Annotated in this window: 18 protein-coding genes and 7 pseudogenes; 10 read left to right on the forward strand and 15 right to left on the reverse strand. The window is 69.5% G+C overall.

Going from position 1 to position 23,711, the window contains the following annotated elements; all coding sequences use genetic code 11:
* Positions 1-20 precede the first annotated feature (20 nt).
* Entirely contained in the window at positions 21-743 is a 723-nt protein-coding gene (locus tag ACIQGZ_RS22750; RefSeq protein ID WP_402604550.1) for a class I SAM-dependent methyltransferase, read from the reverse strand.
* A gap of 74 nt (positions 744-817) precedes the next feature.
* Here ACIQGZ_RS22750 and ACIQGZ_RS22755 point away from each other — a divergent pair, with 74 nt between their 5' ends.
* Both ACIQGZ_RS22755 and ACIQGZ_RS22760 read left to right on the forward strand, forming a co-directional pair.
* A complete protein-coding gene (locus ACIQGZ_RS22755) occupies positions 818-1,846 on the forward strand; it encodes a diiron oxygenase (RefSeq protein WP_402604553.1) in 1,029 nt (342 codons plus the stop codon).
* 314 nt (positions 1,847-2,160) lie between these two features.
* Entirely contained in the window at positions 2,161-3,537 is a 1,377-nt protein-coding gene (locus ACIQGZ_RS22760; protein ID WP_402604555.1) for an IS1380 family transposase, read from the forward strand.
* A 173-nt stretch (positions 3,538-3,710) separates the two neighbouring features.
* Here ACIQGZ_RS22760 and ACIQGZ_RS22765 read toward each other — a convergent pair.
* The 3 genes and pseudogenes from ACIQGZ_RS22765 to ACIQGZ_RS22775 all read right to left on the reverse strand — a co-directional run.
* Positions 3,711-4,238: pseudogene (locus ACIQGZ_RS22765) on the reverse strand (transposase); the annotation flags it as partial.
* Positions 4,239-4,367: 129 nt separating this feature from the next.
* The gene (gene ltrA / locus ACIQGZ_RS22770; protein WP_402604558.1) at positions 4,368-5,882 is read right to left on the reverse strand and encodes a group II intron reverse transcriptase/maturase; all 1,515 of its coding nucleotides are present in this window, start codon (positions 5,880-5,882) and stop codon (positions 4,368-4,370) included.
* Between the two features lie 604 nt (positions 5,883-6,486).
* A pseudogene (locus ACIQGZ_RS22775) lies at positions 6,487-7,077 on the reverse strand (helix-turn-helix domain-containing protein); the annotation flags it as partial.
* A 330-nt stretch (positions 7,078-7,407) separates the two neighbouring features.
* Between ACIQGZ_RS22775 and ACIQGZ_RS22780 the strand changes: the two are divergent.
* A complete protein-coding gene (locus ACIQGZ_RS22780) occupies positions 7,408-7,539 on the forward strand; it encodes a hypothetical protein (RefSeq protein WP_402604561.1) in 132 nt (43 codons plus the stop codon).
* Between the two features lie 144 nt (positions 7,540-7,683).
* Positions 7,684-8,595 carry a TolB family protein gene (locus tag ACIQGZ_RS22785; RefSeq protein WP_402604563.1) on the forward strand — a complete coding sequence of 304 codons (912 nt, stop codon included), beginning with the start codon at positions 7,684-7,686 and terminating at the stop codon, positions 8,593-8,595.
* A gap of 25 nt (positions 8,596-8,620) precedes the next feature.
* Here ACIQGZ_RS22785 and ACIQGZ_RS22790 read toward each other — a convergent pair whose 3' ends face one another.
* The 3 genes and pseudogenes from ACIQGZ_RS22790 to ACIQGZ_RS22800 form a co-directional block, all read right to left on the reverse strand.
* The gene (locus tag ACIQGZ_RS22790) at positions 8,621-9,430 is read right to left on the reverse strand and encodes a transposase family protein (protein ID WP_402604566.1); all 810 of its coding nucleotides are present in this window, start codon (positions 9,428-9,430) and stop codon (positions 8,621-8,623) included.
* A gap of 220 nt (positions 9,431-9,650) precedes the next feature.
* Positions 9,651-10,547 (reverse strand): hypothetical protein, encoded by an 897-nt coding sequence (locus ACIQGZ_RS22795; protein ID WP_402604569.1) that lies wholly within the window; start codon positions 10,545-10,547, stop codon positions 9,651-9,653.
* A 34-nt stretch (positions 10,548-10,581) separates the two neighbouring features.
* A pseudogene (locus ACIQGZ_RS22800) lies at positions 10,582-10,955 on the reverse strand (YbhB/YbcL family Raf kinase inhibitor-like protein); the annotation flags it as partial.
* 62 nt (positions 10,956-11,017) lie between these two features.
* Between ACIQGZ_RS22800 and ACIQGZ_RS22805 the strand changes: the two are divergent.
* Positions 11,018-11,203: pseudogene (locus ACIQGZ_RS22805) on the forward strand (aldehyde dehydrogenase family protein); the annotation flags it as partial.
* An 84-nt stretch (positions 11,204-11,287) separates the two neighbouring features.
* Positions 11,288-11,437 carry a hypothetical protein gene (locus ACIQGZ_RS22810; RefSeq protein ID WP_402604571.1) on the forward strand — a complete coding sequence of 50 codons (150 nt, stop codon included), beginning with the start codon at positions 11,288-11,290 and terminating at the stop codon, positions 11,435-11,437.
* A 12-nt stretch (positions 11,438-11,449) separates the two neighbouring features.
* Here ACIQGZ_RS22810 and ACIQGZ_RS22815 read toward each other — a convergent pair whose 3' ends face one another.
* From ACIQGZ_RS22815 to ACIQGZ_RS22835, 5 genes and pseudogenes are all read right to left on the reverse strand, one after another.
* Positions 11,450-12,142 carry a response regulator gene (locus ACIQGZ_RS22815; protein ID WP_402604574.1) on the reverse strand — a complete coding sequence of 231 codons (693 nt, stop codon included), beginning with the start codon at positions 12,140-12,142 and terminating at the stop codon, positions 11,450-11,452.
* 3 nt (positions 12,143-12,145) lie between these two features.
* Positions 12,146-13,363: a sensor histidine kinase gene (locus ACIQGZ_RS22820; protein WP_402604786.1), complete on the reverse strand. Its 1,218-nt coding sequence runs from the start codon at positions 13,361-13,363 to the stop codon at positions 12,146-12,148.
* A gap of 54 nt (positions 13,364-13,417) precedes the next feature.
* Positions 13,418-14,317, reverse strand: coding sequence for a lysostaphin resistance A-like protein (locus ACIQGZ_RS22825; protein ID WP_402604576.1), 900 nt, complete (start codon positions 14,315-14,317; stop codon positions 13,418-13,420).
* A 486-nt stretch (positions 14,318-14,803) separates the two neighbouring features.
* Positions 14,804-15,466 (reverse strand): annotated as a pseudogene (locus tag ACIQGZ_RS22830) (integrase core domain-containing protein); the annotation flags it as partial.
* A pseudogene (locus ACIQGZ_RS22835) lies at positions 15,466-16,294 on the reverse strand (IS110 family transposase); the annotation flags it as partial. The pseudogenes ACIQGZ_RS22835 and ACIQGZ_RS22830, both read right to left, overlap by 1 nt.
* Positions 16,295-16,561: 267 nt before the next feature.
* Here ACIQGZ_RS22835 and ACIQGZ_RS22840 point away from each other — a divergent pair.
* Together ACIQGZ_RS22840 and ACIQGZ_RS22845 are read left to right on the forward strand one after the other, a co-directional pair.
* Positions 16,562-17,215: a DUF6308 family protein gene (locus ACIQGZ_RS22840; RefSeq protein ID WP_402604578.1), complete on the forward strand. Its 654-nt coding sequence runs from the start codon at positions 16,562-16,564 to the stop codon at positions 17,213-17,215.
* A gap of 184 nt (positions 17,216-17,399) precedes the next feature.
* Positions 17,400-18,365, forward strand: a complete 966-nt coding sequence (locus tag ACIQGZ_RS22845) for a DUF1152 domain-containing protein (RefSeq protein ID WP_402604580.1) — start codon at positions 17,400-17,402, stop codon at positions 18,363-18,365.
* 655 nt (positions 18,366-19,020) lie between these two features.
* On the opposite strand, the gene ACIQGZ_RS22850 is transcribed toward ACIQGZ_RS22845, so the two are convergent.
* Positions 19,021-19,698: an RICIN domain-containing protein gene (locus tag ACIQGZ_RS22850; RefSeq protein ID WP_402604582.1), complete on the reverse strand. Its 678-nt coding sequence runs from the start codon at positions 19,696-19,698 to the stop codon at positions 19,021-19,023.
* Positions 19,699-20,010: 312 nt separating this feature from the next.
* On the opposite strand from ACIQGZ_RS22850, the gene ACIQGZ_RS22855 reads away from it, so the two are divergent.
* Positions 20,011-21,639 (forward strand): BTAD domain-containing putative transcriptional regulator, encoded by a 1,629-nt coding sequence (locus ACIQGZ_RS22855; protein ID WP_402604585.1) that lies wholly within the window; start codon positions 20,011-20,013, stop codon positions 21,637-21,639.
* Between the two features lie 225 nt (positions 21,640-21,864).
* Here ACIQGZ_RS22855 and ACIQGZ_RS22860 read toward each other — a convergent pair.
* Positions 21,865-22,029: pseudogene (locus tag ACIQGZ_RS22860) on the reverse strand (hypothetical protein); the annotation flags it as partial.
* Positions 22,030-22,123: 94 nt separating this feature from the next.
* The gene (locus ACIQGZ_RS22865) at positions 22,124-23,008 is read right to left on the reverse strand and encodes an NAD(P)H-binding protein (protein ID WP_402604587.1); all 885 of its coding nucleotides are present in this window, start codon (positions 23,006-23,008) and stop codon (positions 22,124-22,126) included.
* An 82-nt stretch (positions 23,009-23,090) separates the two neighbouring features.
* On the opposite strand from ACIQGZ_RS22865, the gene ACIQGZ_RS22870 reads away from it, so the two are divergent.
* On the forward strand, positions 23,091-23,690 hold the full coding sequence (locus ACIQGZ_RS22870) for a TetR/AcrR family transcriptional regulator (RefSeq protein ID WP_402604589.1): 600 nt from the start codon (positions 23,091-23,093) through the stop codon (positions 23,688-23,690).
* Positions 23,691-23,711 lie beyond the last annotated feature (21 nt).

A 23,711-nucleotide genomic window follows, 5' to 3' on the forward strand; every position in this document is an offset into this window, starting at 1 on the left:
ATCCCGCCGGACCCACCAGTTCAGCGCTTGAGGCCCGTCGCGTATTGGAAGTGGGTCTCGGTCTCCTGCACGTCGAGCTCGATGCCGGCGGCGTCGGCGGCCGAGACCAGTTCCTCGCGACGGTAGAAGTTCTTGACGATCGTCGCGCTTCGCCCGCTGTTGAGCCGGCGCACCATCGTCTGCCCGGCCGAGCCCGCCACATGCGGCTCGTCCTTGGCAGCGGGCACATCGTCGACGAAGAACACCCGGCCTCCCGCGCGCAGCCATCCGGAGACCGACCGGAAGAAGCCTTCGAGCCTTTCCCGGGGGACGTGCGAGATCCAGAAGGTGAACACTACCGTGTCGAACCGCTGGTCGGTGTCCCAGACGAACAGGTCGGCGATCACGGTCCGGACGTTGCCCTGCCCGGCGACGGGGTTGTGCGCGAGCATCTGCGCGGATCCGTCGACCAGCAGCAGGCTGCGCACGCGAGGGGCGAGCCGGATGCTCCAGGTGCCGGTGCCCGGCGCGAGTTCGAGGACGTCCTGGCCCAGGTCGAGGGACTCCAATACGGCCCGGACCTGGTCCGCCTCGCGCAGCCATCGCTCGTTGGCGGCCGCGCCCTGGTCGAACGCCCCCCGCCGCAGCCACCAGTCGTCGTACTCCCCGGCACGACTGGAATAGTACGCCAGCTGTTCGGCGAGCTGGTCTTCGGTGACGGGATGGAACTGCTCAGCATCCGGTCGGTCGGGTTGCGTCGTCATAAAGCGCTGCCTCTCTCGAATGTAACACCACGAACTTGCCCGAAACTCGCGGCCTGAGCTTTAGGAGGATCGAGATGTGCGGTACTGTCGGACTTTTCACCGGCTGCGCGGCAGCAGCATTCTGCCCACTAAGTCAGCTGAACCGCAAGGCCGCCGGACCCGCCGGATCAGTGGCCGAGCTTCCCCCCTATCGAACCGCCTTTGCGAACTGGGACCGTAGGGCTTCCGTGCGCTCCAGTCCGCGCAGAATCCTGCCCGAGGACATCGGGGACCCGTTCCCCGTCGATTTGGTTCCCGTCGCGAAGCATGAGCTCGTCAAGGGTCTGCGGCCGGAATTCTTCCGCCGGTTGCTCACCCAGCAGTTGTACCGCTACCTGCACTTCACTGCGAAGCTGGAGTTCATGGTGGTGAACTATGTCGTGCTCGGTATTTCCCAGGGTAGCATCCAGGTGCCGATCCCGGATCAGATGCGCTTCGATGCGCTGAAGATCTACTGCGACGAGGCATACCACGGATATTTCTCGGTCGATCTGATGCGGCAGGTCCAGGAGCGCACCGGTATCGCACCGGCCGTTTCCGACGAGCCGCACTTCCTGCGCCGGCTCGCAGCGCTCAAGGCCCGGCATAAGCCCGACCAAGCCGGTTTCATCGATCTGTTGTTCACGATCGTCTCGGAAACGCTCATCACGGCATCGCTCACGGAGATATCCAAGTCCCGCGATGCGACGGAAGCCGTGGTCGACGTGCTCAACGACCACGCGCTCGACGAGGGCCGGCACCACGCCTACTTCGCGTCCTACCTCACCTACCTCTGGGCCAGTCTCGGCCGCGCGGAACGGACGTTCGCCGGGCGGCTGTTTCCCGAACTGATCGACATCTTCCTCGAACCGGACCTGCCGTCCATCGGGAGTGAACTGTGTGGCTACGGGCTCGGCGCCGACGAGGTGGCCCGCGTGCTCGCGGAGGTGTTCAGCTCGCAGGTCCAGGGGGACTACAAGCGGGCAACGGCCTCGAAGCTGCTCGGCTATCTCCAGGAGATCGAGGCCTTCGCCGAGCCCGGAGCCCGCGACGAGGCTCAAAGCCGCGGACTGCTGCCCGTCTGATGGGACTCCCGCGCAGCGAGCGCGACCACGACCTGACCGGCCCACCCGAGCACGGACGCGTCCGCGTGGCGGCGTCCGATGAGTTGGAGCCCGAGCGGGAGGCCCCCGGCGGCTCGCGGCAGCGGGAGACTGAGGCTTTTCCAACCTCAGCTTGACGTTGCCAGGTGAAGGGCGAGCACGGCCTTGACTAGCCTCGCGCTTTCATGAGGCGGGCTGTCCGGCAGGCGGTCAGATAAGCGAAAAGCGCCCCTGACCAGCGAGAATGAGGATTGCTGAGGTCCTTGTTCCCGCCCACTGTCGGAGGCACTTTCCAGGTGAAGCAGCCTACCGGGTCCTACCCGCATGTCCGTGTCCGGGACGACGGCCGAGCCGTGGTCTCGCAGGCTGGTTCGGTCCTGCTGGTCGAAACGGCCCGCAAGACCGGCCTTGACCGGGCCATCTCCGCAGCGCTCGCCCCCTGGAGCAAGCCGCGGGCCGTCCACGACCCGGGCAAGGTCCTCCTGGACCTCGCGCTGGCGGTCGCGCTCGGCGGGGACTGCCTCGCCGACGTCGCACTGCTGCGGTCCGAGCCGGCCGTGTTCGGACCGGTGGCCTCCGACCCGACGGTCTCCCGCCTGATCGACACCCTCGCCGCCGCCAGCGGGAAGGCACTGACCGCCATCCGGGCGGCTCGGGCCGAAGTCCGCGGTCACGTCTGGGAGTTGGCTGCAGGTCGGGCTCCGGACGCCGACGGGCAGGTGACCGTGGACCTGGACGGAGTGCTGGTCGTCGCGCACTCGGACAAGCAGGGCGCCGCCCCGACCTGGAAGAAGACTTACGGCCATCACCCGCTGATGGGGTTCGTCGACCACGGACCGGGCGGAACCGGCGAGGCCGTCGCGGCCCTGCTGAGGCCGGGCAACGCGGGCTCGAACACGGCCGCCGACCACATCAGTGCCGCCCGCCTCGCCCTGGCCCAGCTGCCGAAGAAGTACCGGCGTGGGCGGCAGACCCTCATCCGCTGCGATTCCGCAGGCAGCACTCACGAGTTCGTCGCCTGGCTCGCCCAGCGCGGGCGCTGGTTGTCCTACTCGGTCGGCATGGTGATCACCGAGGCCATCCACAGCCACGTCCTCAAGATCCCGGCATCGGCCTGGACCCCGGCCGTCGAGACGAACGGCGAGGTCCGCGAGGGCGCCTGGGTCGCCGAACTCGCCGGCGACGTCCTTCACGGCTGGCCCGAGGGCATGCGGCTGATCGTCCGCAAAGAACGGCCCCACCCCGGAGCCCAGTTGAGAATCACGGACGCCGACGGCATGCGGATCACCTGCTTCGCTACGAACACCCCTGACCGGCCGATCGCCGAGCTTGAGCTTCGCCACCGGCTGCGGGCCCGCGCGGAGGACCGCATCCGGGCCGCGCGTTCGACCGGCCTGCGCAACCTTCCCCTGCACGACACCGCGCAGAACGGCATCTGGCTGGAGATCGTGCAGATCGCTCTCGACCTGTTGGCCTGGATGCCCATGCTCGCCCTGACCGGCCAGGCAAGGCTCTGGGAACCGCGCCGGCTGCGGTTCCGCCTGTTCTCCGCGGCCGGCCAGCTCGTCACCACCGGTCGGCGCCGCATCCTCCGCCTCGCCCGCCACTGGCCCTGGGCCCACGAGATCACAGACGCCCTCGAACGGCTCACCCTTCTGCCGAACCCCGGCTGACCAGCGGATTCATCTGTCCCTACGAAGAGAGGACCCAACCCGGAGCAGTGGAACCCGGCGCTCACCCGACGCGACACTCGGGCCGCCAGCATGCCCGCCATCAGCCACAGAAAGCGAAACGGTCCACCGACTCCGTCGGCGGACCGTCATGCAAGATCGAGGCTAGTGCCGGATCAGGCAACGTTCGCCCTGTTGACGAGCTCGCGTAGGCGCTCATCGTGGGCGTGCTTGTTGCGCCAGATGATGTAGCGGCGGATCATGCTGCCCTGCTCCTTGTGGCTGGCGTGGTCGGTGCCGTCGAGGGTGAAGTAGCGCAGGGCGGTGAACTGGGCCTCGATCCGGTTCAGCCAGGAGGAGTTGGCCGGGGTGTAGGCGATCTCGACGTTGTTCGCCTCGGCCCGGTCCGCGACCCAGCGGCACCGCTTGGTGGTCAGGTGCGGCGAGTAGTTGTCACAGATGATCGCGATGCGCTTGGCGGCCGGGTGCAGGGAGCGCAGGTAGCGGCAGAACTCCAGGAATTTGCTCCGGTTCTTGGTCTTCTTGATGTGGCCGTAGAGCTGGTCCTTGCCCAGGTCGTAGGCGGCGAACAGGTGACGGACCCCGTGCGGGCGGGTGTAGGTGGCCCGTCGGCGCGGCCGCGGCTCGCGATCGGGGTCCTTGCCCTTGCCGCCGCGTTCGGCCCACTGGCGCCCGGGGTGGGGCGGATGCCGAGAGGTTGGGTCGGGGACGAGACGCCGTGCACCCTTGCAGGTGTCGGTTTTCCCGTCCCCGCCCGCCGAACCGGACATGCCCGTTGGCCGGGCATCCGGCTCTCCACGTGATCCGAGGAGTCAGGTGAGGTGTTCGCTGACCCGGCCGACGAAGGCCATGTCGTCGTGATCGGTCCAGCGGAAGCGTGCCCCGTTGGGATCGACCTCGTCGATGTTCCATGGCGTGCTGATCTGCGCTCCGCGGTAGCGGTAACGCTCGACCCGCATCTTCGCCGGGTTGCAGAGGACCATGCGGTCCTCTGCTATGCGGTCGGTCCCGTAGTAGCGCCGCCGTAGCTGCTTCCAGGTCAGGTGGGGGTGCTTGCGGCGAATCCACCGAAGCATCCTCCACCACGCGTACCAGCCGAGGTAGGAGAACGTCTTCTTCGATGCGCCGTACCGGAAGTAGGCCGTCCAGCCCCGCAGGACCGGGTTGATCTTCCGCAGTACCTCCGCCAACGAGAGCGAGGTCGTTCCCTGCCCCGTCAGCTTCTTGATCTTGTGCATCACCGATGCCAGCGACTGCTTTGCCGGAATGGTGAGCACGACGCGACGTCCGTCGCCACGGGTCTTGCTCTGGATGTGAAAGCCCAGGAAGACGAAGCCGTCGTCGATGTGGGTGATGTGAGTCTTCTCGACCGAGAGGGTCATCTTCATTCTGCTGGCCAGCAGTTCACCGATCTGCGACTTCAGTGCTTCCGCATCCGACCTGGTGCCGTGCACAAGCACGACGAAGTCGTCTGCGTATCGCACCAGCCGAAAGTTCGGCAGCCCCCTCTTGCGCCGATACTGCCTGCGCCAGCGCGGACTCATCTCCTCGTCCCAGAGCCTGGCGAAGTAGCGGTCCAGCACGGAGAGATAGATGTTGGCCAGCAGCGGGGAAGCGACCCCGCCCTGCGGAGTGCCGTTCAGGCTCTCCGCGAAGCCACCGTGCAACTCGATGACCCCGGACCGCAGAAACGCGCGGACCAGGCGCAGGACCTTCCGGTCCTTGAGGCGGTCTCCCACCAAGTCCATCAGGACGTGATGGTCGACGTTGTCGAAGCACGCGGTGATATCCCCTTCCACCACCCACTCGTAGGTGAGGCTGGTGAGCCGGTGGATCTCGGCGATGGCATCCTGGGCCCGACGTCCGGGCCGATACCCGTACGAAGACGGGTAGAAGTCGACCTCGAAAATCGGCTCCAGGACCAGTTTGAGGGCCATCTGTGCGACGCGGTCGCGCAGCGTGGGGATCCCCAGATGACGGACCTTGCCGCCCTTCTTAGGGATCACCGCCTGCTTGACCGGCAGCGCAGTGAAGGACCCGTCCTTCAGCGAGGAACGCAGTTCCTCAAGGAACGGGATCACTCCGTGGTCCTCGACATGATGACGCGTCACCGCATCCACGCCTGCTGTCCTGGCGCCCCGATTGCCCGACACCCGCTCCCAGGCCACCAACAGGGTGGACCGGTCGCAGATCAAGTTGAACACGTCGCCGAACCGGCGTTCCGGATCGGCCCTTGCCCATCGGTGCAGCTTGAGCTGGTGGTCGAGTACCCATCGCTCGGCCGCGAAGATGCTCGGCCAAGCAGTCGACGGTGCGTCGCTATTCAACAACGCTCCTCCCCGACAACAACCCACCTGCTATCACGCTGTCGCCCTTCCCCATGCGGCCGGCTTTCCCGTCCTCGGAGTACTACGGCGACTCCGCCACGATCCAGTGCCATCAGTGAGCGTCGCACCTGCCCGCCGCCCGGCTGGCTGCCAGGCGGGGAGGGCGACACCAGATCGCTTCCCACGTTCACTGAGGATCTCTGCGACGGCTTCGGTGCCCAGCTCTACCCCGGCGGCATCACCACGGACCGCACATCGCAGTCTTGGTCCGGGCCCTTGACCGTCCAGCCAGCGGACGACCGAGGAGGAGAGGCCATCGGACAGAGCACTCTCCAGTACCGCAAAGCGACCCATCCACCAGATTCGGCAGGTCGCTGACGACTCACGGGGCTTCAACCACTGGTTCAGTTTCCTTACACCCATTCCGTCTTCGCTTGCGGGCACGAACCGTCTGGTGGTGTCGGTCCGCCCCTACGTTGTCGAGGCTGCTTCCGGCCTCACCCCCAACCTGGGGATCAGCCTGCCTCCAGCTTCAACCGGTCACTGCGATGACCGGCGGCGGGCTCCTCCTCCCGCACGATTCCTCAGCGCCTCGTGGCGCACGCCCGAACTCGTCTATGCAGAAGATGACTTCGGGCTCGCTCTCTTCGGGGACCACCTCGCCGTCGGCGATCGCGTACAGCTGCTCGACCCGGGCCTTCTTGGCGGCGTAGTCGGGGTCGTTCGAGGTCTTCCAGGTCTTCACGCGTTGAAAGGAGACGCCCCCCTCGCGGAGCAGGATGCGAAGGCCCTCGTGGCTGATGTCGTCGACCACCCCCTCGGCGACCAGGAAGTCGGCCAGCTTGGCCAGGCTCCAGGTCGAGAAGGGCAGGCCGTGCTCGGCCGGCTTGGACTTGGCGATCTTCTTGATCTCGCGGCGCTCGGGCAGCGTGAATGTTCTCGGCCGCCCGCCCTTGTACTTGGGGTAGAGCGAGTCGAAGCCGTCGGCGTTGAAGTTGTGGAGCACGTCCCGGACCCGGTCCGCGCTGGTGAATGTCACCTCGGCGATCTTCGCGATGGGCATGCCCTGTGCGGACAGCAGCACCATCTGGGCCCGCCGCCAGGTCACCACCGATCCGCTGCCCCGGCGGATGATCCGCAGTAGGCGTCGCCCCTCGTCGTCATCGATCTCACGGACTCGCACGCGCTCAGCCACGTGATCATTCTGGCGGTCCAGTGCCGCCCGGCACAGCAGCTGAGCGGCATGTCACAACAGGGCGAACGTTGCCTGATGCGGCACTAGATCATCTGCCCTGGTCATGCGGCATGTCGGTACTCGTGGAGGGTTCTTTGAATCAGTTCCGTCGGCGGGCCTTCAGGCCCCTCGGCGTGTTTGGCTCGCGGATCGGGTAGAGGGAGTGGGCAGAGGGGGGCCGCTTGGCCGGGAGATCGGTGCGGTCGATGTCCGTTGGGGAAGGTCTCGAATGCGCGGAGGGCATGGAGGAGGTGCCTGTGGTTCCAGATGCGGGTGGTCCAGGAGCTCGCGTTGGCACGCAGGCGCGCACGGTGCTGGGACAACGTCCTCGCGGAGTCGTTCTTCGCGACCTTGAAGCGCGAGTTGGTCGATGACCGGCCCTGGCCCGACCGGGCGGCGGCCCACTCGGCGATCTTCGAGTGAATCGAGGGCTGGTACAACATATGCAGGCCGCACAGCAGCCTCGGCTACCGCGCTCCCGCCGGGTTCGAGACCGCCCTCGCAGCTTCACCAACACACTGAACGAGTCCGTCAAAGCGGAACAAGCTCAAACTGCGGGGGTGCCGTGTGGCTGACAGGTTCTGGGAGTTCACGGGCGACGGACCGGTAGCGGAGCGGCCGCTCGGCCGAGCGGCCTTCCTGTTGGTGCCGGGCCGACCGGACGGCGGGGAGATGCTCGCTGGTACCGACAGCGGCGGATTGGTGAGGGTGCCGGGTATGTCCCCGGAGTCCGTGACCCGGCCGCTGGCGCTCTCCCGAGACGGTGCCCGGGTGGTGTTGTGCACCGGCCGCATCGACCGCCCGGAGCGCCAACTGGTGGTGCGCACGCTGGCCACCGGTGAACAGCGCGTCTTCGACGCGCTGGCCGACGGGACGGCCCGGTACGCGGCTCTCTCGCCGGACGGCGGGCGGCTGGCGGTGCTCTCCGACGACGCGTCGGAGGTGCATGCCTCGGTGACCGTTACCGACCTGGCGGGCGGTGCGGTACGACGGCTGTGGTTGGCGGAGGGCGAAGCGTCGGCGGAAGGTGCGGTGAGCTGGTCTCCGGACGGGCGGCTGCTTGCGGTGACGTACCTGGCCGACGGGGAGTTCGCCGCCACGGCCATACTGGAGGTCGCCGATGGCAGACAACTAGCCTTTTACGATGAGCTGTTGACGTTGGGAAGCGCAAACGGGTCGTGGTCAGACGACCGGGAACTGGTGCTGGTGGAGGAGGACCCGGAGGAGGATGTGCCGCCGCTGTTCGTGCGGGACGTGCTCTCGGGTGGGACGGTGCGCCACGATTGGAATTCGGAGCAGCGGGGCGGCGTGCTGGCGGTGTGGGACGGGCGGCTGGTGCACGACAAGCCGGGTGTGGGGCTGTGCACCACTGCGTTCGACGGGTCGGATCCGCGCCCGCTGCTGCGGATTGACACGACGGGTTGGGGGATCTGGTTCTTCGACCTTGCCCCTGGGGCATTGACCACCTTTCCCGGCTGACCCACTGAGGTTTTCTCAGCGGTGATCACTTCCAGATTCTGTTGAGTACGAGGGCGGCGCGGGCGGTGTCGCCGATCCGGCTGGGGCTGAGCGTGACGTGCTGGAGGGTGCGCCGGCGTTGCTTGAGCTCGGCGGCGGTCCGCTCGCCCAGGGCGCGCACGTGCCGCGGCAGAGCGTTGAACATGCGGGTGTCGACGTGAAGTGCCTGTTCTGACTTGCCTTTTGGGCGTCGGACGGGGATGGGGATGCCGATGCCCGCACCGATGTAGCCCTTGTCCGCGAGGGTGGGCAGGCCGTCGGCCGCGGCTTTGCAGAGCGCGGGGAGGGCGTGGATGCGGGCGGTGGTGATGTCGGGGGTGGAACCCGGCTCGACGTCGGAGACCCGCAGCGGGGTGCCGTCCGGGGCCGACAGGAACTGGATGTTGCCTCCGAACGCCTTGTGCTTCTGGCTGGACAAGTGGTCGCTGCCGTTCTCGCGGACGCCTGCGAGGCGGTCCGACTCGATCGGGGTGCCGTCGAGGATCACGTGCGTCATGCCCTCGCGCTGGCACCGGTTCAGGACTTCGGGCAGGTCGGGGGCCTGGTCGGCGAGGACGGCGATGCCCTCGTGGAGGTAGCGGTAGCCGGTGGCCTGGGAGACGCCGGCGTCGCGGGCCGGGCGGTGCACGCAGCCCCGTTCGCGGAACCAGCGCGGCACCAGGACAGCCTGCCGGAACGGCCCGAGCGCCCGCGGGCCCTTCGGGGTGCCCATCAGGCGCCGGTGGGCGGCCAGCAGGCGGGCGGGGAACTCGACGGTGTGGCGCGGGACGTCGAGCGTGGCAGCATAGGTGACCAACGTGAAGCCTCTGGGTCAGCGGACGATCTTGTGAGAGAGACCCGTCCTGCCAGGGGCTTCACGTCTGTCTGCAACCCGGGCCTCGCCCGCCCACCCCGGCACAGCCGAGCAGCCTGCCGCGCAGAGATCATTTCGCTGAGAAAACCTCAATGGACAGCGTCCTTCCAGAGGGCGAGGCCCTGATCAGGGGTGTCCGTCAAAATGGATCAGACCCAACCGTTTAGGTGAGGTCCTGCCGTCCATGAACGGCCTGAAACGTTTCCGCCGCGGTGAACGCGTTGGCGATCGGCGCGATGAGCGAGGCGAGGCGTAGGGCACCCGCGTTGCCGATCGGCGCCCACAGCACGGCGCAGTGCTCGTCTGTTTCCACCTCGATGCGCTCGCGTGCCGCACTGCCGGCGTCGGTGACCATGGCGTTGGAGTCGAGCCAGCCGCGCGCGACGAGACGTGCCGTCGCCGCGGCCCACTCCTCGTCGTCCCACTGGCGGGTCGCCCGCGCAACGGCTGTCGGGAGGCGGCCCGTTGCGGTGTGCAGCACGAGGCAGTCGCACGGCCCGAGGCCGTTGTCGGCGAGCACGACGAGATGGGCGTCGCCGCGCCACTCGCGCGCCACGGTGATCTGCTGCCACAGTGCGACGAGAGGATCGGGTGGGAGCGCGACCGAGGTGTTGGCGGCGGCCAGCACCTTGCCGGCGTAGTCGGCACCGGCGACGACCGGGCCGATCAGCGCCTGTGCCTCGGCGAGCTGGTCGTCCGTGAGATGCACGTTGACACGCCGCATCGCCCGTCCGGCGGCCAGGAAGCGGGCGGCCTGCCAGCGCTCGGGCGGCGCGGCGTCCCACACGCCCGCCATAGCCCGAACTGCCCGCGGGCTGAAGTTGTAGAAGGCCGCGAGCGTGACCTGCCACGGAACCGCGCCCAGCGCGGCCGACCGGAAGGCCAGATACGCCGGCCCGCGGTCGGTCACGCCGAGCTCGGCCGCCTCCTGGGCGCTCTCGGGGGCGAGATAGATGAACAGGTGGGCGGCACTGATGGCGCGGCTGACGTCGCGGACGGCGTCCAGGTCCATCGGGCCGTCGCCGGGGCGGGCGGAGTCGGGAAGGTCTTCGAGGTGCATCGCGGTTGTTCCTCCGGTGAGTCGGGCGGCGCTGTCAGGCGGGTGTTTCGGCAGTGCTGATCAATACCGTGCGTCCGAGGGCGTGACCGGCCATGGTGAAGCCCTGGCCGGCCGGGGTGGCGTCGGCCGGGACGCCTATGGAGGTGATGTCGAGGGCGTGCACCGCGATGAAGCAACGGTGCGGGCCGTGTCCGGCTGGTGGGGCGGCGCCGATGTAGCGGGCTGCGCTGGCACCGATGGGCAGCTGATAGGCACCCTCGGGTAGTTCGGTGACGTGACGGGGATGTCGGCGACCGCCCGGTGCGCCGTACGGTGCGCCGTCCGGGCGCCGCTCCAGGACGGCCGCGGGGACATGTCCTTCCCGCCGGGCAGGCGGGAGGCGTGCTGCTCGGGCGGCGCGGAGGCGCCGAAACGGCGCCATCGCCGGTGGCTCCCGCCCGGCTGACCGACGATGCAGGCCAGGCCACCTGATCGCCGAGGCGGGCTTAGCCGTCGGTCTGCGGCCGGGCGTGGTGAACGTCGTCACCGCTGGCCGCGAGGCCTCCGAGTCGTTGGCACCCGATCCGCGCGTGGGCGAGATCAGCTTCTCTGGGTCGACTACGTCCGGGCACCGGGACTGCCCTGATCGCCGGCGAGCGGATCGCCCGCTGCACCTGGAACTCGGTGGAAGCCCGCTGCGGTCATCCTCGACGACGCAGACATCGAGACGGCAGCCGCGACCCGCCGGCGTGGTGAAGCGTATGGCGGCCTTCCTGATCGCGGGCGTGCGCCTCGGTACACGGCGGCCCGCCGTCGACGCCAAGGTGTCCTCCCTCGACGTGGTCGAGGCGCACCGCCACTTCGAGAAGCGGCCGCACGCCGGGAAGGAGATCGGCGTGACGGTCTCCTGATGCCGCGACGGCTCAGGACGTGGCGGATACCAGGCCGATCCGGTAGGCGAGGACGACGACCTGGACGCGGTCGCGCAGGTCGAGTTTGGTCAGGATCCGCGACACATAGGTCTTCACCGTCTCGGGCGTGATGAACATCGCCGCAGCGATCTCCGCGTTCGACAGCCCCTCGGCGATCAATCGGAGCGCCTCCAGTTCGCGGCCGGTCAGCGCGCTCATGACTTCCTCCCTGGCCGGCCGGGAGACGTCCGCCGGGCGCAGTCGTTCGGCGAAATGGCCGATGAGGTGGCGGGTGACGGCCGGTGTCAGCAGTGCCTCGCCCCGGGCGACCGTCCGGATCCCGGCCACCAGCTCCGCAGGGGGCGAGTCCTTGAGGAGGAAGCCGCTCGCTCCGGCCCGGAACGCGTCGTAGACGTAGGCGTCGACGTTGAAGGTGGTCACGACCAGCACCTTCGGTGGTGCCACGACGCCGGGGCCGGCCAGTCGGCGGGTCGCCTCGATGCCGTCGAGCAGGGGCATCCGGATGTCCATCACGACCACGTCGGGGCGCAGTCGCCGCGCGGCTTCGACTGCGGCGTGCCCGTTCTCGGCCTCCCCGACCACTTCCAGGTCGGGCTGGGAGGAGAAGATGGTGACATAGCCGGTGCGCACCAATGCCTGGTCGTCGCAGACGAGTACGCGGATCGGCGGTGGTGCATCGCTCACGGGTCACTCCTGCGCGGGCTGGGTGGGGATCAGGGCACGGACACGGAACCCGCCGTACGGCCGGGGTCCTGCCACCAGTTCACCATCGAGCATCCGCACCCGTTCACGCAGCCCGGCCAGTCCTCGTCCGCCATCACGGTCCACCTTTCGGGCGGCGGATGCGGTCGCTGAGGAGGGTGCGGGTCCTTCGGTGGCCACCTCGATCTCGAGGTGGTCGTCGCCGTGCTGGACCAGGACCTGTGTCCGCTGCCCGGACGCGTGCTTCATCGCGTTGGTGAGCGCCTCCTGCACCACACGGTACGCGGCCAGTTCCACGTCCACGCTCTGCGCCCGCCACTCGCCGCGCTCGGTGAACTCGACAGGCTGGCCCGACATGCGGGCCTGCGCCACCAGGTCCCCCACCTTGCCCAGGGTGGGTGCCCGGTCCGCAGCGGCGGAGGCGGACTGACCGGTCGCCTCCAGTACGCCGAGCAGGTAACGCAGCTCGGTGAGTGCCCGGCGACCGGTGTCGCTGACAGCTGTCAGATTGTCACCGGCGCGTTCCGGCGCGGACGTGAGCAGGAAGTGCGCCGCGTCGGCCTGGACCACCATGGCCGTCACATGGTGGGTCACCACGTCGTGCAGTTCGCGTGCGATGCGTGCGCGCTCGGCGGCCGCGGCCACCCCGGCGGCCAGCCGCCGCCGCTCGGCCTCCTCCGCCCGGCGCCTGCGTACGGCACCGCCCACCAGCCAGATCCCGGCCAGAACCAGAAAGAACGCGAGGTAGTCCGGGATCCGCTGCGGTGAGCCGAGGCGGTGCAGGACGACCGCCAGCACGACGTAGCCCGCGCTCGCCGCGGCGGCGAGCGTGCGACGCAAGGAGGTCTGGTGGGCTCCGGCGGAGTACAGGGCCGCATAGAGTCCGACGCTCCCGAACGTCGCCGAACAGCCCAGGGCCTGATGCACCGCGAAGCAGCAGCCGACGAGGGCCAGGCAGACGGCGGGCCATCGGGTGCGTACCGCCAGCGGCAGCGTCTGCCCCAGGGTCAGCCCGAGGCTCACCAGGCTTGACCGGTGACCGGACAGGTCGCCGATCTGCGCCCCGACCTGCGAAAGGGTCGGTACGAAGGCCAGCATGGTGAGAGCCAACGCCACAACAGCGTCCCAGGTGCCTTGCTGCTGTCCCGCCAGCCAACCCGGCCTCCGCAGCAGCGGTGGTCTCCGGGACCACCTGCGCATCATCACTTCCGTCTCCGTTCCGTTCCGGTCAGCCGGGGGCGGTCCCGCGTACAGAGCTCAGCGGGCGGCGCGCTGACGGGGCAGCAGACCGCCCCGCCGGTGGGCGAGGACGAACATCGGGACCACCAGCGCCGCACCGATGAGGACGGTAACGATCGATGCCTCCAGACTGAAAGTGCCGCCGGTCAGCAGGCTTGAACCGCTGGCGTGCATGGACAGCAGGCCCTTGGCGGTGTCGCCCGAGACCGGGATGCCGAGCAGCTGCTCGGTGGCGTTCCAGGTGAAGTGCAGACCTACGGCGAACCAGATGCTGCGCCGCCACAGGAACGCCGCTCCCAGCAGTGTGCCCGCCTCGATGGCGATCGCCAGTGTGCTCCACGCGGTGGCACCGGGGTTGGCCAGGTGCGCGGCGCCGAAGAACAGCGCGGTGATCCCGACAGCGGCACGGCTGCCGAACAGCCGTTCCAGGGCCTGCAAGGCCAGGCCGCGGAACATCAGCTCCTCGGTGACCGCCGCGCTCGCCGACACGGCGACCGCGGACGCCACGACGTGCCAGAAACCGTTTCCGCCCCAGGAGAACGAGTAGCCTCCGAGCGCCGTGACCAACAGGGCGGACACGAGGATGAAGCCCAGGCCGATCCCGCCGCCGAGCAAAGCTTCCCGCATGGCCCCGCGCCGGGCGATCTCCGGCACCGGCCGTCGCGCGACGAAGCGCATGACCGCCCAGTAGACAGCCACCGCAACGGCCGTTCCCAGCACCGGCACCGGTCCGGGGCCGGTCGTGGTCAGAGCCGAGACCGCGCCGACGCCGACGATTCCGATCAGCATCCAGCCGAGCGGAGAGCGGCAGATCCGGCCGATGCGGCCGACGTTCGGACCGGTGGCATCGCTCGGACCGGCGACGTCCGCAAGCCGGTCGTGGCCGGCCTCGTGGTGCGTGACGGATGACATGTCCATCGTGGCCTCCCCTTGGTAGTCGGCCGCCCAGGCGGCGGCCCGACTACCACGCTAGGAGCACCGCGGCATCCGCGATTCACCCGCGAGCGGACGGCGCCGGTAGCTCTCACGGGGGATGCGCTCGGCGGTGCGGTGCCCTCCTGGCGGGCCCTGCCGCCCGATGCGCATCGACCGATGCAGCCCGACCCGCCTGGCGGGCGTTCCCTGACGTCCTGTGAGCCCTCGTACGCGACCAGCGCACCTGCACCACGGAGCCGCCCCAGCCCGGGGGTGGCCGGCCGCCCTCCGGAGCGGTCGAGGATCGCGACGGCTCGTACGCGGTCCGCCGGCGCGAGATTGGGCGGTTGGCAGGATGTGCGGCGGTCGGGGGCCAACTGGGGGCCACATGTCCTGCGCGCGCGTGCGTGGCATTGCCCTTGCCGATTACCTCATCCACGCTGGTCAGGCCGCATGTCGGCACTCGTGGAGGGTGCCGCCGAGTCGTGCTCACTGGCCTATGTCCGGATGGGCGATCCGGTCTGGGTCCTCGGACAGACCCTGGTGCGGCCTATGCTCGTTGTAGAATCTCTCGAACTGGCGCAGGGCGAGGAGGAGATGGCGCTGGTTCCAGATCACCGTGCGGTCCAGCAGTTCTCGCTTCCAGGTCTGCACCCACCGCTCCGTGATCGAGTTCATCCTCGGTATCCGGACGCCGCTGAGCGCGACCTCGATACACGCGTCCTTGAGCCCCTCGTCAAACAACTGCGGGAACTCCCCATCCCGGTCCCTGATCGGCTAGCGCGTAGCGCGCCCGGCAGCCGGCGTCTTTGAGGTCCATGACAGGATTCTTCGCGGCCTGGACCACCCAGGACGCTGTCGGGTGCGTGGCTGCCCCAGGATACGGATCCGTCGGTTCGCGTGCTCGATCACCGCGAACGCGTAGAGCCTCGCCCCGGACAGTGTGACGGCCTTGAAGAAGTCACAGGCCAGTAGGGCGTCGGCCTGGGAACGCAGGAAGTCCGCCCAGGTGGTCGAGGCCCGCTCGGGTGCCGGGTCGAGGCCGGCCTCCTTCAAGATTTCCCAGACCGGGGATGCTGCCACCTCCCCGCCGAGCACGAGCAGCTCTCCAGGCAGGCGCCGATAGCCCCAGCTTGGATTTTCCCTGGCCAAGTCAGGACTTCTGAAAGAGGGTGGGCCTCAAGCAGTTCCTCGATCCGCCCCGCCAGTGGATTCCGCTGGTCAAGCACGGCGGCAAGCGAGGCTGCGAGGCTTGGGACGATCGGTGCGGCCGCCGCGGTCCCCGGAACGGTGATGGTCTGCTCGTCCAGGGCGGCGAAGATCTCCTCGGCCACCCGCTCGGCCACCCTGGGTGCCTTCGGTCGCAGCTGCGTGACCAGCCGCCGTCGGCCGACCTTGCGTATCTGGGCCGGAGATCCGAACCGTTCCAGCAGCGTCAGGACGGCCGGATGCTGCAACTGCGGGCCCAGCACTCGCTCCAGCGGGGGGTGGATCTGGGCGAGCGGCCGTGCAGCTGGTTCGCGACCTGGGTGGCTTCGCCGGCCAGGTCGTTGTCGAAGCCGACGATCATCTCCAGCTTGGCGATCGTCTCGTCCTTGCCGCCGATCGCCCGGAGTGTGTGCGGCATGGCGTGAGCCGCGTCCGCGATGAGGAACGCGTCCCTCGCGTCCGTCTTTGCCTCACCCGGATACAAGTCGGCGATCCGCCACACCGTCAGCCCCGGCAGATGGGCGACCGGGCAGCCCGTGTCCTTCGCGACCGCCAGCGGCAGGACTCAGATCGAGACCGGCTGATCGACCACGACCAGCACCGTTCCATGCTTGGCTTCAGCTTGGCGAACAGCTCACGGAGCTTGGGCTCGGTGGTGGACAGCCGCTTGTCGAACGCCTTCTTCCCCGCCGGGGTGATGGCGGTGGCGTGGTGTTCGCCCTTGCCGACGTCCAGGCCGAAGAAGACGTCGATGTCACCGGTGTCGATCACGTGCAGGCCCCTCCATCACCGCTTTCGTCCGGCCTTGCCAGGGCACCGAGCTGCAACATCCCACGTTACGGAGAGCTCTTCCGGCTCGGGTGAAGTAAGAGCCGTTGAGGAGCCCGGGGCCGACGCGGCGTTCCGCATCCGGCCGGGCGTCCCGCCCGCTAGCCTGGCGCTCCGCGTGCCGCAGGGCACACACGCGGGCGGCACGGTGCTGTCGCCGCGCGTGGGACGGCCAGGGGGTCTTGCATAGCGAAGCTGCACATACCCGCGGTGTACTGGAACGTCGAGGAGTCGGCGCGGCTGCTCCGGGCCTACTTCACCCAGCGGCGTGCCAGGGGCGATCTCGCCTACTCCGGCGCCCACTTCGAGCGGCTCGCCGACGGTGGTGACCGGCCGGAGGTTGCCAACCGGTTCGACGCCGACGACCTGGTCGCCGTCACCATGCTCAGCGTCTCGGCCGCCCCGCACGGCGCCATCGACCTGCTGACCGATCCCGAGGGTCACTGGCAGCGGCTGCTGTCGGCCATCCCCCGGGACGCCCGGCTGGAGGACTCGGCCAGTGACCGGCTGATCGCGCGGGGCGGCCCGGCCTTGGAGTTGTGGGAGCGGTTGGTCAACCCGGCCGGGACGTACCCGACGAGCCCGGACGGCATCGGACCCGTCGTCGCCGGCAAGCTCATGGCCCGCAAGCGACCGCACCTGATCCCTGTCTACGACCGGCGCGTCAAGGCCCTGTTCCGGCGGCCCGCGGTCGACCACACCTTCTGGGCGTCGCTGGCCGATGCGCTGCGCGCCGACGGTGGCGCCCTGCGCGAGCAGCTGGCGCTGCTGCGGGCCAAGGCCGGGACCGGTGAGGACATCGGCATCCTGCGTGTCTTGGACGTCATCGCCTGGATGCACCAGGGAGAACTCGAACAGGCCTGAGCGGCGCAATCCCCTCGGAAGGCGGGGAGCCGGGCGCGCCGACCGCCCCCGAGGGCTCAGTCGTGAGTGCTGGTCAGCGTCAATGGTCGCAGCCGGCCCCACGGTCCAGCGCACCTGACCCCTGCCCGGCCGCCCACCGAAAATCGCCGGGCCTGCACCCCGTCGGGCCTGGCGCGGTCCGCCGGTGTACACCCTCCAGGAACCAGCCCTCTTCCAGCGACTCCGGCGCGCTGAGCGGATCCTGATCTCAGGCGCGGGGGGCGGCTTCGACGGGTACGCCGGACTGCCGCTGGCCCTCGCCCTGCGCAGCGCGGGCAAGCAAGTGCAACTGGCGAACCTGTCCTTCGACGACTTGTACGGCCTGGACCTGGACGTGTGGGTGAACCAGGACGTCGCCCTGATCCGCCCGGACACCCGAGCACACGGCGACTACTTTCCCGAACGCACCCTCGCCCGGTGGCTCGCCCTGCAAGGCATGGACCCGACCGTCTACGCGCTCTCCCCCACCGGGGTCCAGCCGCTGCGCGCCGCCTACCGGGCCCCCATCGCCCACCTCGGCGGCGTGGACGCGATCGTGCTGGTCGACGGCGGCACCGACATCCTCATGCGCGGCGACGAGTCGGGACCGGGTACCCCCGAGGAGGACATGGCCAGCCTCGCCGCCGTCAACGGACTCACCGAGATCGATCAGCGACTGGTGGCCTGCCTGGGCTTCGGCATCGCTGCCTACCACGGCGTCAACCACGCCCAGATCCTGGAGAACCTCGCCGCGCTCGAACGCGACGGCGCGTACCTCGGTGCCTTCTCCCTCCCCCGCGACAGCCGCGAAAGCGCCCCCTACCTCGACGCCGTCGCCCATGCCCAGGCCGCGACGCCGAGCCGCCCCAGCATCGTCAACGGCTCCATTGCCGCCGCGCTGCGCGGCGACTTCGGCGACGTCCGATTCACCGACCGCACCAAGAACAGCGAACTGTTCATCAACCCGCTGATGACCCTGTACTTCAGTGCCGACGCCACTGGTCTCGCCCGGGGCAACCTCTACCTCGACCGCAGCGAACACACCGTCCTGACCCGCCAGATCAGCACGGTGATCGAAGACTTCCGCGACGAGCTCCCCCGCCACCGCCCGCCACGTCGGTACCCGCACTGACGCCGCCAAGCGAACGGACGATCTCCCGGGTAGGGGCATCGGGCTGACAACGGCCGACACACGCTCAAGACTCCCGACGGGTCCTGAAACGGGCCGCGCGGCGACTCAGCGGCCAGCCCGGCAATGCCCCACCCCGGTCGGTGCTCGAACCCAGGTGCCGACCCGAGGCGAACGGGCAGCCGCCACGCCACCGCGTCGAGCGGGCCGCTGCCGGTGTGCGGCCGATCGGCCAGAAGTCACAGTGCAGGCCGTGACCGCGCCCATACGACGCCCGCTGGTCCTGTTGGATGTGGACGGGCTGCTCAACCCGGACGCCGCCAAGCCGGAGCGGTGACCGGCGGGCTACGGGCCGCGAAGGACGTCAAGCCGCTGCGGGTGCAGCTCAACCCCGGGCATGGGCCGCAGCTACAGGCGTTGCCGTTCGACCCGGCCTAGGGTGCGTATCGGTAGTGATCAGTCTGCCGGGTGTGCCTTCGTGGCGGGGCCCGATTTGGTAGATCACGTTCGAGGACCAGTCCCGTGTGGTGGCCTGGTCGGGCCCGGGTTATCACGGCCTGGGGCCCTCCACGGCCGTCGCGAGGGCCGTGGAGGGCGTTTCACCTCAGGGCGGCGAACGGCGCGGGACGGGGCCGCCGCCGTCGGCGCCGCGCGGCGTTCAGTGGATGATGGGGAAATTGTTGAGCTGCCGGAGGGTCCAGCTCTGGTTCCCCGTGTTCCACTCGTTGTCCTTGGAGATGCAGTCCCACTGTTGCAAGGGGGCCTGCTCGCCGGGCGTGCCGGACGGAGCCGCCGCGTCCAGGCACCTACCGGTGGCCCGGTTCTTCAGGAGCATGGTCGTGGCGAAGCACTGTCCCGTACAGCTCGGCTGCGCCCAGGCGGTGGTCCATTCGGCCGGGGCGTAGCCGGCGTCGCAGTACGGGTACTGGATGACGCGAGTGCCGTTCTCGTAGTACCCCGAGCGCCAGTCGAGCATGAGGCATTGGCCGGAGTGCCGGGCCTTGATCCGGAAGTACCCGTTTCCGCTGTCGAGCAGCTCGTACTCCTGGGAGGCGCTGGTGTTGTCCGGCCACAGGAAGACGCCGGTGTACGGGTCAGTCGACGCCCACATGACGTCGGCGCGCAGCTGAGTCCGGGAGTTCACGAGCTCGTAGCGGGTGGGTTCCGCTGCCTGAGCGGGCGTGGGGGCGAGCGCCGCGAAGATGGCGAACACCAGGGCCGCTGCCAGGGCCGCCGGAGTGAGACGAGAACGTCGGCGCCCGGCCGGCATCGGCAGTGCGGCCGATGCTGTGGCCTTGCCGGGATGGTCGGGCCGTGGGGCGAGGGGTATCCACATGGTGACTTCCTCCGTGAGTTTCGAGTAACCGGCGTTCGTCGTCGCCGGTTCGACGGAGCGGGACGGAACGGAGCGGGAGCGACCTCGTCCCCCGGTGTCGCCGCGGCCTCCTCCCGTCGGACGCCGTTCGGATCCGGTCGCGGTGGCCCGGCGGCAAAGCGTCTCCGTGGCCGTATGGGCCGAGCCGGTCGGCTCGGTAGTCCCCACCCTGGCGTCGCGGCCTGTGCACCGACCTTGCGGGGACCTTGCGGGCCCGCAAGCATGGGTGGTGGGGACGTCTTGCATGTGCTGTGGATCACATGGGGGGAACGTGTGGACTTCCGGCTGTTAGGCGAGATCGAGGTGTGGTCGGCGGGCCGGCCACTCGACGTGGGGACGCCGCGGCAGCAGGTGGTGCTGGCCGCGCTGGTCGTCGACGCCCGAAGACCGATCGCGATGGAGGCACTCATCGACCGGGTCTGGGGCCACGACTTACCCGCCAACCCCCGGCCTGTGCTGTACGCGCACCTGAGCAGAATCCGAGGGCTGCTGAGACAGACGGCCGCCCCCGGGAGCGGGACGGCGGCGCGGCTGGAGCGCCGGCACGCCGGCTACGTGCTGGACGTCGACCCTGAACTGGTGGATCTTCACCGGTTCCGTCGACTGGTCGAGCAGGGTAATGACCGGCAGTGTGACGACGAGGCTCGGGCCGCGACGCTCGCCGAGGCTCTGGGCCTGTGGCGGGGAGAGCCCCTGGCCGGTCTCTCCGGCGAATGGGCCGCGCAGGTCCGGGCGAGCTGGCATCAGCGGCGGTTGGACGCGGTGGTGCGGTGGGCGCAGGCGGAGTTCCGGCTCGGCCGTCCCGCTGCGGTGATCTCCGCCGTGCCCGATCTCACCGCCGAGTATCCGCTGGCCGAGCCCCTGGAATGCGTGCTGATCCAGGCGCTGCACGCGGCCGGGCGGGGTGCGGAGGCCCTGGACCGCTACGGCGTCGTCCGGCGACGGCTGGCCGAAGAGTTGGGCGCCGACCCTGGTAAGGAGCTCCGGACCCTGTACCAGACCGTCCTGAGCGGGGGTCCGCCCCCGCCAGGAGAGGCCGGCGCGGCGCGGCGCACCGTCAGGCCGGGTCCTCTCCGATCGCGGGCCGCGGTCCCGCCTCCCGTGGTGACCCACCGCCGGGCCGATCCGGTTTCGGTGGGCGGCGGTGCGTCCCTCGGTGTGCCGTCCGGTGTCGGTGCCCAGGCGTCGGCCCGCGCCGCCGCTCCCCGTCCCGGTTCCACGGGGGCACCGTCGTTGCCCGAGGTGCCGCTCGGGCACGTCGATGCCGCCGCCACCGACACGCCGTCGAGTCGGCAGTGGGTGAGGGCGACCCGCCGACGCGCTTTGCTGGCCGTCCTGGTCGCGGTGGTCCTGCCCTCGGCGACGGGGTTGGCGCACGTCCTCCGGCGGGACGTGGGTGACCGGGACGAGAGTGACGGCCCACCGGCGGCGTCGGTCGAATGCGCGCGGGAACTCTTCGCCGCCGCCGAGGCCTTGGACCAGGAGGGGAAGGTACGTGACGCGCGGGCGACCGTCGTGGACGCGGTGCGGCTGTGGGACGAGCTCATCGGGCTGGACCCGGACCGCAATGCGCCGCCTCTCGCCCCCGCCGTCCTGCGGGCGCTGGGCAGGGCCGGTGTGGACTTCAGTGTCTCCCGGCCCGCGCTGCTCAGCTGGCTCGGCAATCCGGTCTACACGCCCTATCCGGCGATCTCCCAGGTGATCCTGCTGCGGGGATGGCGGTTCACGGCACCGGTCTTCCTGGACGCCGTCGTCTGGAACTACGAGCACACGCCCGAGGTCACCTCTCCCCGCAGCGTTGCCGACGTGCTCACCGATGTCCTGAAGGCGGCCGTCCTGGAGCACACCAGAACGCGCCACGGCACGCAGGTGACGGAGTTCGATCAACTCCTCAAGCCCTGAGTACGCAGGCGCTCGCACCCGAAGCCCGCTCGGCACCCGACTCCGATCACCTGGGGCAGCCGGGGCGGATCGACGGCACGGCGTCGGCCGCCACCGGCCGCCTCCTTCGTTCTCGTACCGCAGGTGGTAGGCGTTGCTCCCAGGCGTCGAAGACCGGCAGCGGGGTGGTGTCGGTTCCCAGGCAAGCACACCCCAGCCGGAGCCCTGTACGGAGATGGTGGCGGTGGTCAGCTGCTTCTTGAACGCCTCGGCGCCGCCGGGATACCGGTCGATCGCGGCAGCCAGGTGCCGCCGGAGTGGTCGCCGCCGGGTGAAGAAGCGCAACGTCGTCGAGCGGGCGGTCAACCGCCCCGAAGGACCACCGGGCCGTGGCCACCCGCTACGACACATCACGTCTGCGCCGACCTCGGAACCGTCGTAGTCGCAGCCCTGACCATCTGGCTCCGCACCTGATCCAGGAGACAGGACCTGAGCCGCACCCGGGTCAGGATGTCCGGGCGTCTGCGGCGGGCTTGAGTACTTCCCTGCACCAGGTTCGGAAGTCTGTCGGTGTCGGCTTGGCGGTCGCCCAGTCCGCGTCGTAGATGCCGTGGTCCTGGGCGGTGAACGCCTCGGTCAGGTCCTTGACCGTCTGATCGCGGGCGCCCTGGGAGCGGAGCAGCGAGGCGTAGTCGTCGATGCTCATGCGGCGGTAGGTGACCGGACGCCCGAGTTCCTGACTGATCACCTCGGCCATGCCGTCGGGGGTCAGCCGGTCGGGGCCGAAGACGGGGAGGTTCTCCTGCCCGGCCCAGGACAGATCGGTGAGGAGGTCGGCGGCGGTGCCGGCGATGTCCCGCGTTGCGATCGACGCCAGCGGCAGGTCACCTGCACAGGTCAGGAAGAACGCGCCCTGGCCGACGATGGCATCGAGCTGACGCAGGAGGTTCTCCATGTAGAAGGGCATGGACAGCGCCCGGTACGCCGCACCGGACCTGCTGAGTTCGGCGTCCATCGCGAAGGCCGCCGAGAGGACGCCGGCCGGGGTCGGCCAGCCGTGCCCGGCGCTGGAGACCCCGACGACGTGGCCGACATCGTGCCGGGCGATGGCGGCGGCGCCTACCCGGGCGAAACGGAGGTAGTGCGCCTCGGCGCTCGGTGCCTGCGGGTTCGGCGGGACGAGCCAGAACAGCGCTTCGGCGCCGGGCAGCGCCTTGTCGAGCACGGCCGGATCGTCGTGGGAGCCGCTGACGGTCTCGACCTGCTCGCGGACCGAGCCGTCCAGACGCGAGGCGTCCCGAACGATGACCCGGACCTCCTGGTCCTGGTCGAGCAGCCGGCGGATCAGTCGGCTGCCGATCTGCCCTGTCGGTGTGGTGACGACGATCATCGCATCTCCTCTATACGGAACATGAACTCCGATTCCGAATATAGCGGCGGCTTCCGCACGCCGTCAACTAGAGTGGGTGGCTGTGACCGCTTCCGAACGCCCGCTGCGCGCCGACGCCCGGCGCAACCGCGAGTCCGTCCTCGATGCCGCCGGCGAACTCTTCGCCCAGCGCGGCGACGCCGTGCAGATGGACGAGATCGCCGAGCGCGCCGGCCTGGGCGTCGGCACCCTCTACCGGCACTTCGCCGACAAGCAGGCGCTACTCGCGGCGATCATCGGCCGCCGGTTCGAGGCGATGACCGCGCTGGCCCGCGCCGCCGACGAGAACGAGGACCCCTGGACGGCGTTCGAGACGCTGCTCTACGGCTACCTGGAGTCCGCACAGGCCGACGCCGCGTTCCGCTTCGCGCTCCTCGGCCCGGCAGATCCGCGCTGGAATGACATCGCCGCCGAGAAGACGGACTTCTCGGCGATCACCGAACGCATCGTGCGGCGCGCCGTCGACGCCGGCCGCCTCCGTGAGGACTTTCACGCCCATGACTTCGCCCTCATCACCCGTGGCGCCATGGCGAACATGACCGGTGCCGCTGACTGGCGCAGGCACGTCGCGCTCTTGCTCGAAGGTGTCAGCCGCCGCGAACGGATCATGCCCGCAGACGCGGGGCCGACATCACCGTCGTGATCAGCAGCACCCCGGGACGGG

The sequence above is a fragment of the Streptomyces sp. NPDC092296 genome, from assembly GCF_044755465.1.
Lineage (GTDB): Bacteria > Actinomycetota > Actinomycetes > Streptomycetales > Streptomycetaceae > Peterkaempfera.

What these genes read in the sequence shown, in the direction of transcription:
- ACIQGZ_RS22820 (WP_402604786.1), bottom strand. Translation starts at nt 13,363, where the DNA reads ATGATGCGCAGGTGGTCCCGGAGACCACCGCTGCTGCGGAGGCCGGGT.
- ACIQGZ_RS22755 (WP_402604553.1), top strand. Translation starts at nt 818, where the DNA reads ATGTGCGGTACTGTCGGACTTTTCACCGGCTGCGCGGCAGCAGCATTC.
- ACIQGZ_RS22750 (WP_402604550.1), bottom strand. Translation starts at nt 743, where the DNA reads ATGACGACGCAACCCGACCGACCGGATGCTGAGCAGTTCCATCCCGTC.
- ACIQGZ_RS22865 (WP_402604587.1), bottom strand. Translation starts at nt 23,008, where the DNA reads ATGATCGTCGTCACCACACCGACAGGGCAGATCGGCAGCCGACTGATC.
- ACIQGZ_RS22850 (WP_402604582.1), bottom strand. Translation starts at nt 19,698, where the DNA reads ATGTGGATACCCCTCGCCCCACGGCCCGACCATCCCGGCAAGGCCACA.
- ACIQGZ_RS22825 (WP_402604576.1), bottom strand. Translation starts at nt 14,317, where the DNA reads ATGGACATGTCATCCGTCACGCACCACGAGGCCGGCCACGACCGGCTT.
- ACIQGZ_RS22795 (WP_402604569.1), bottom strand. Translation starts at nt 10,547, where the DNA reads ATGCACCTCGAAGACCTTCCCGACTCCGCCCGCCCCGGCGACGGCCCG.
- ACIQGZ_RS22810 (WP_402604571.1), top strand. Translation starts at nt 11,288, where the DNA reads ATGGCGGCCTTCCTGATCGCGGGCGTGCGCCTCGGTACACGGCGGCCC.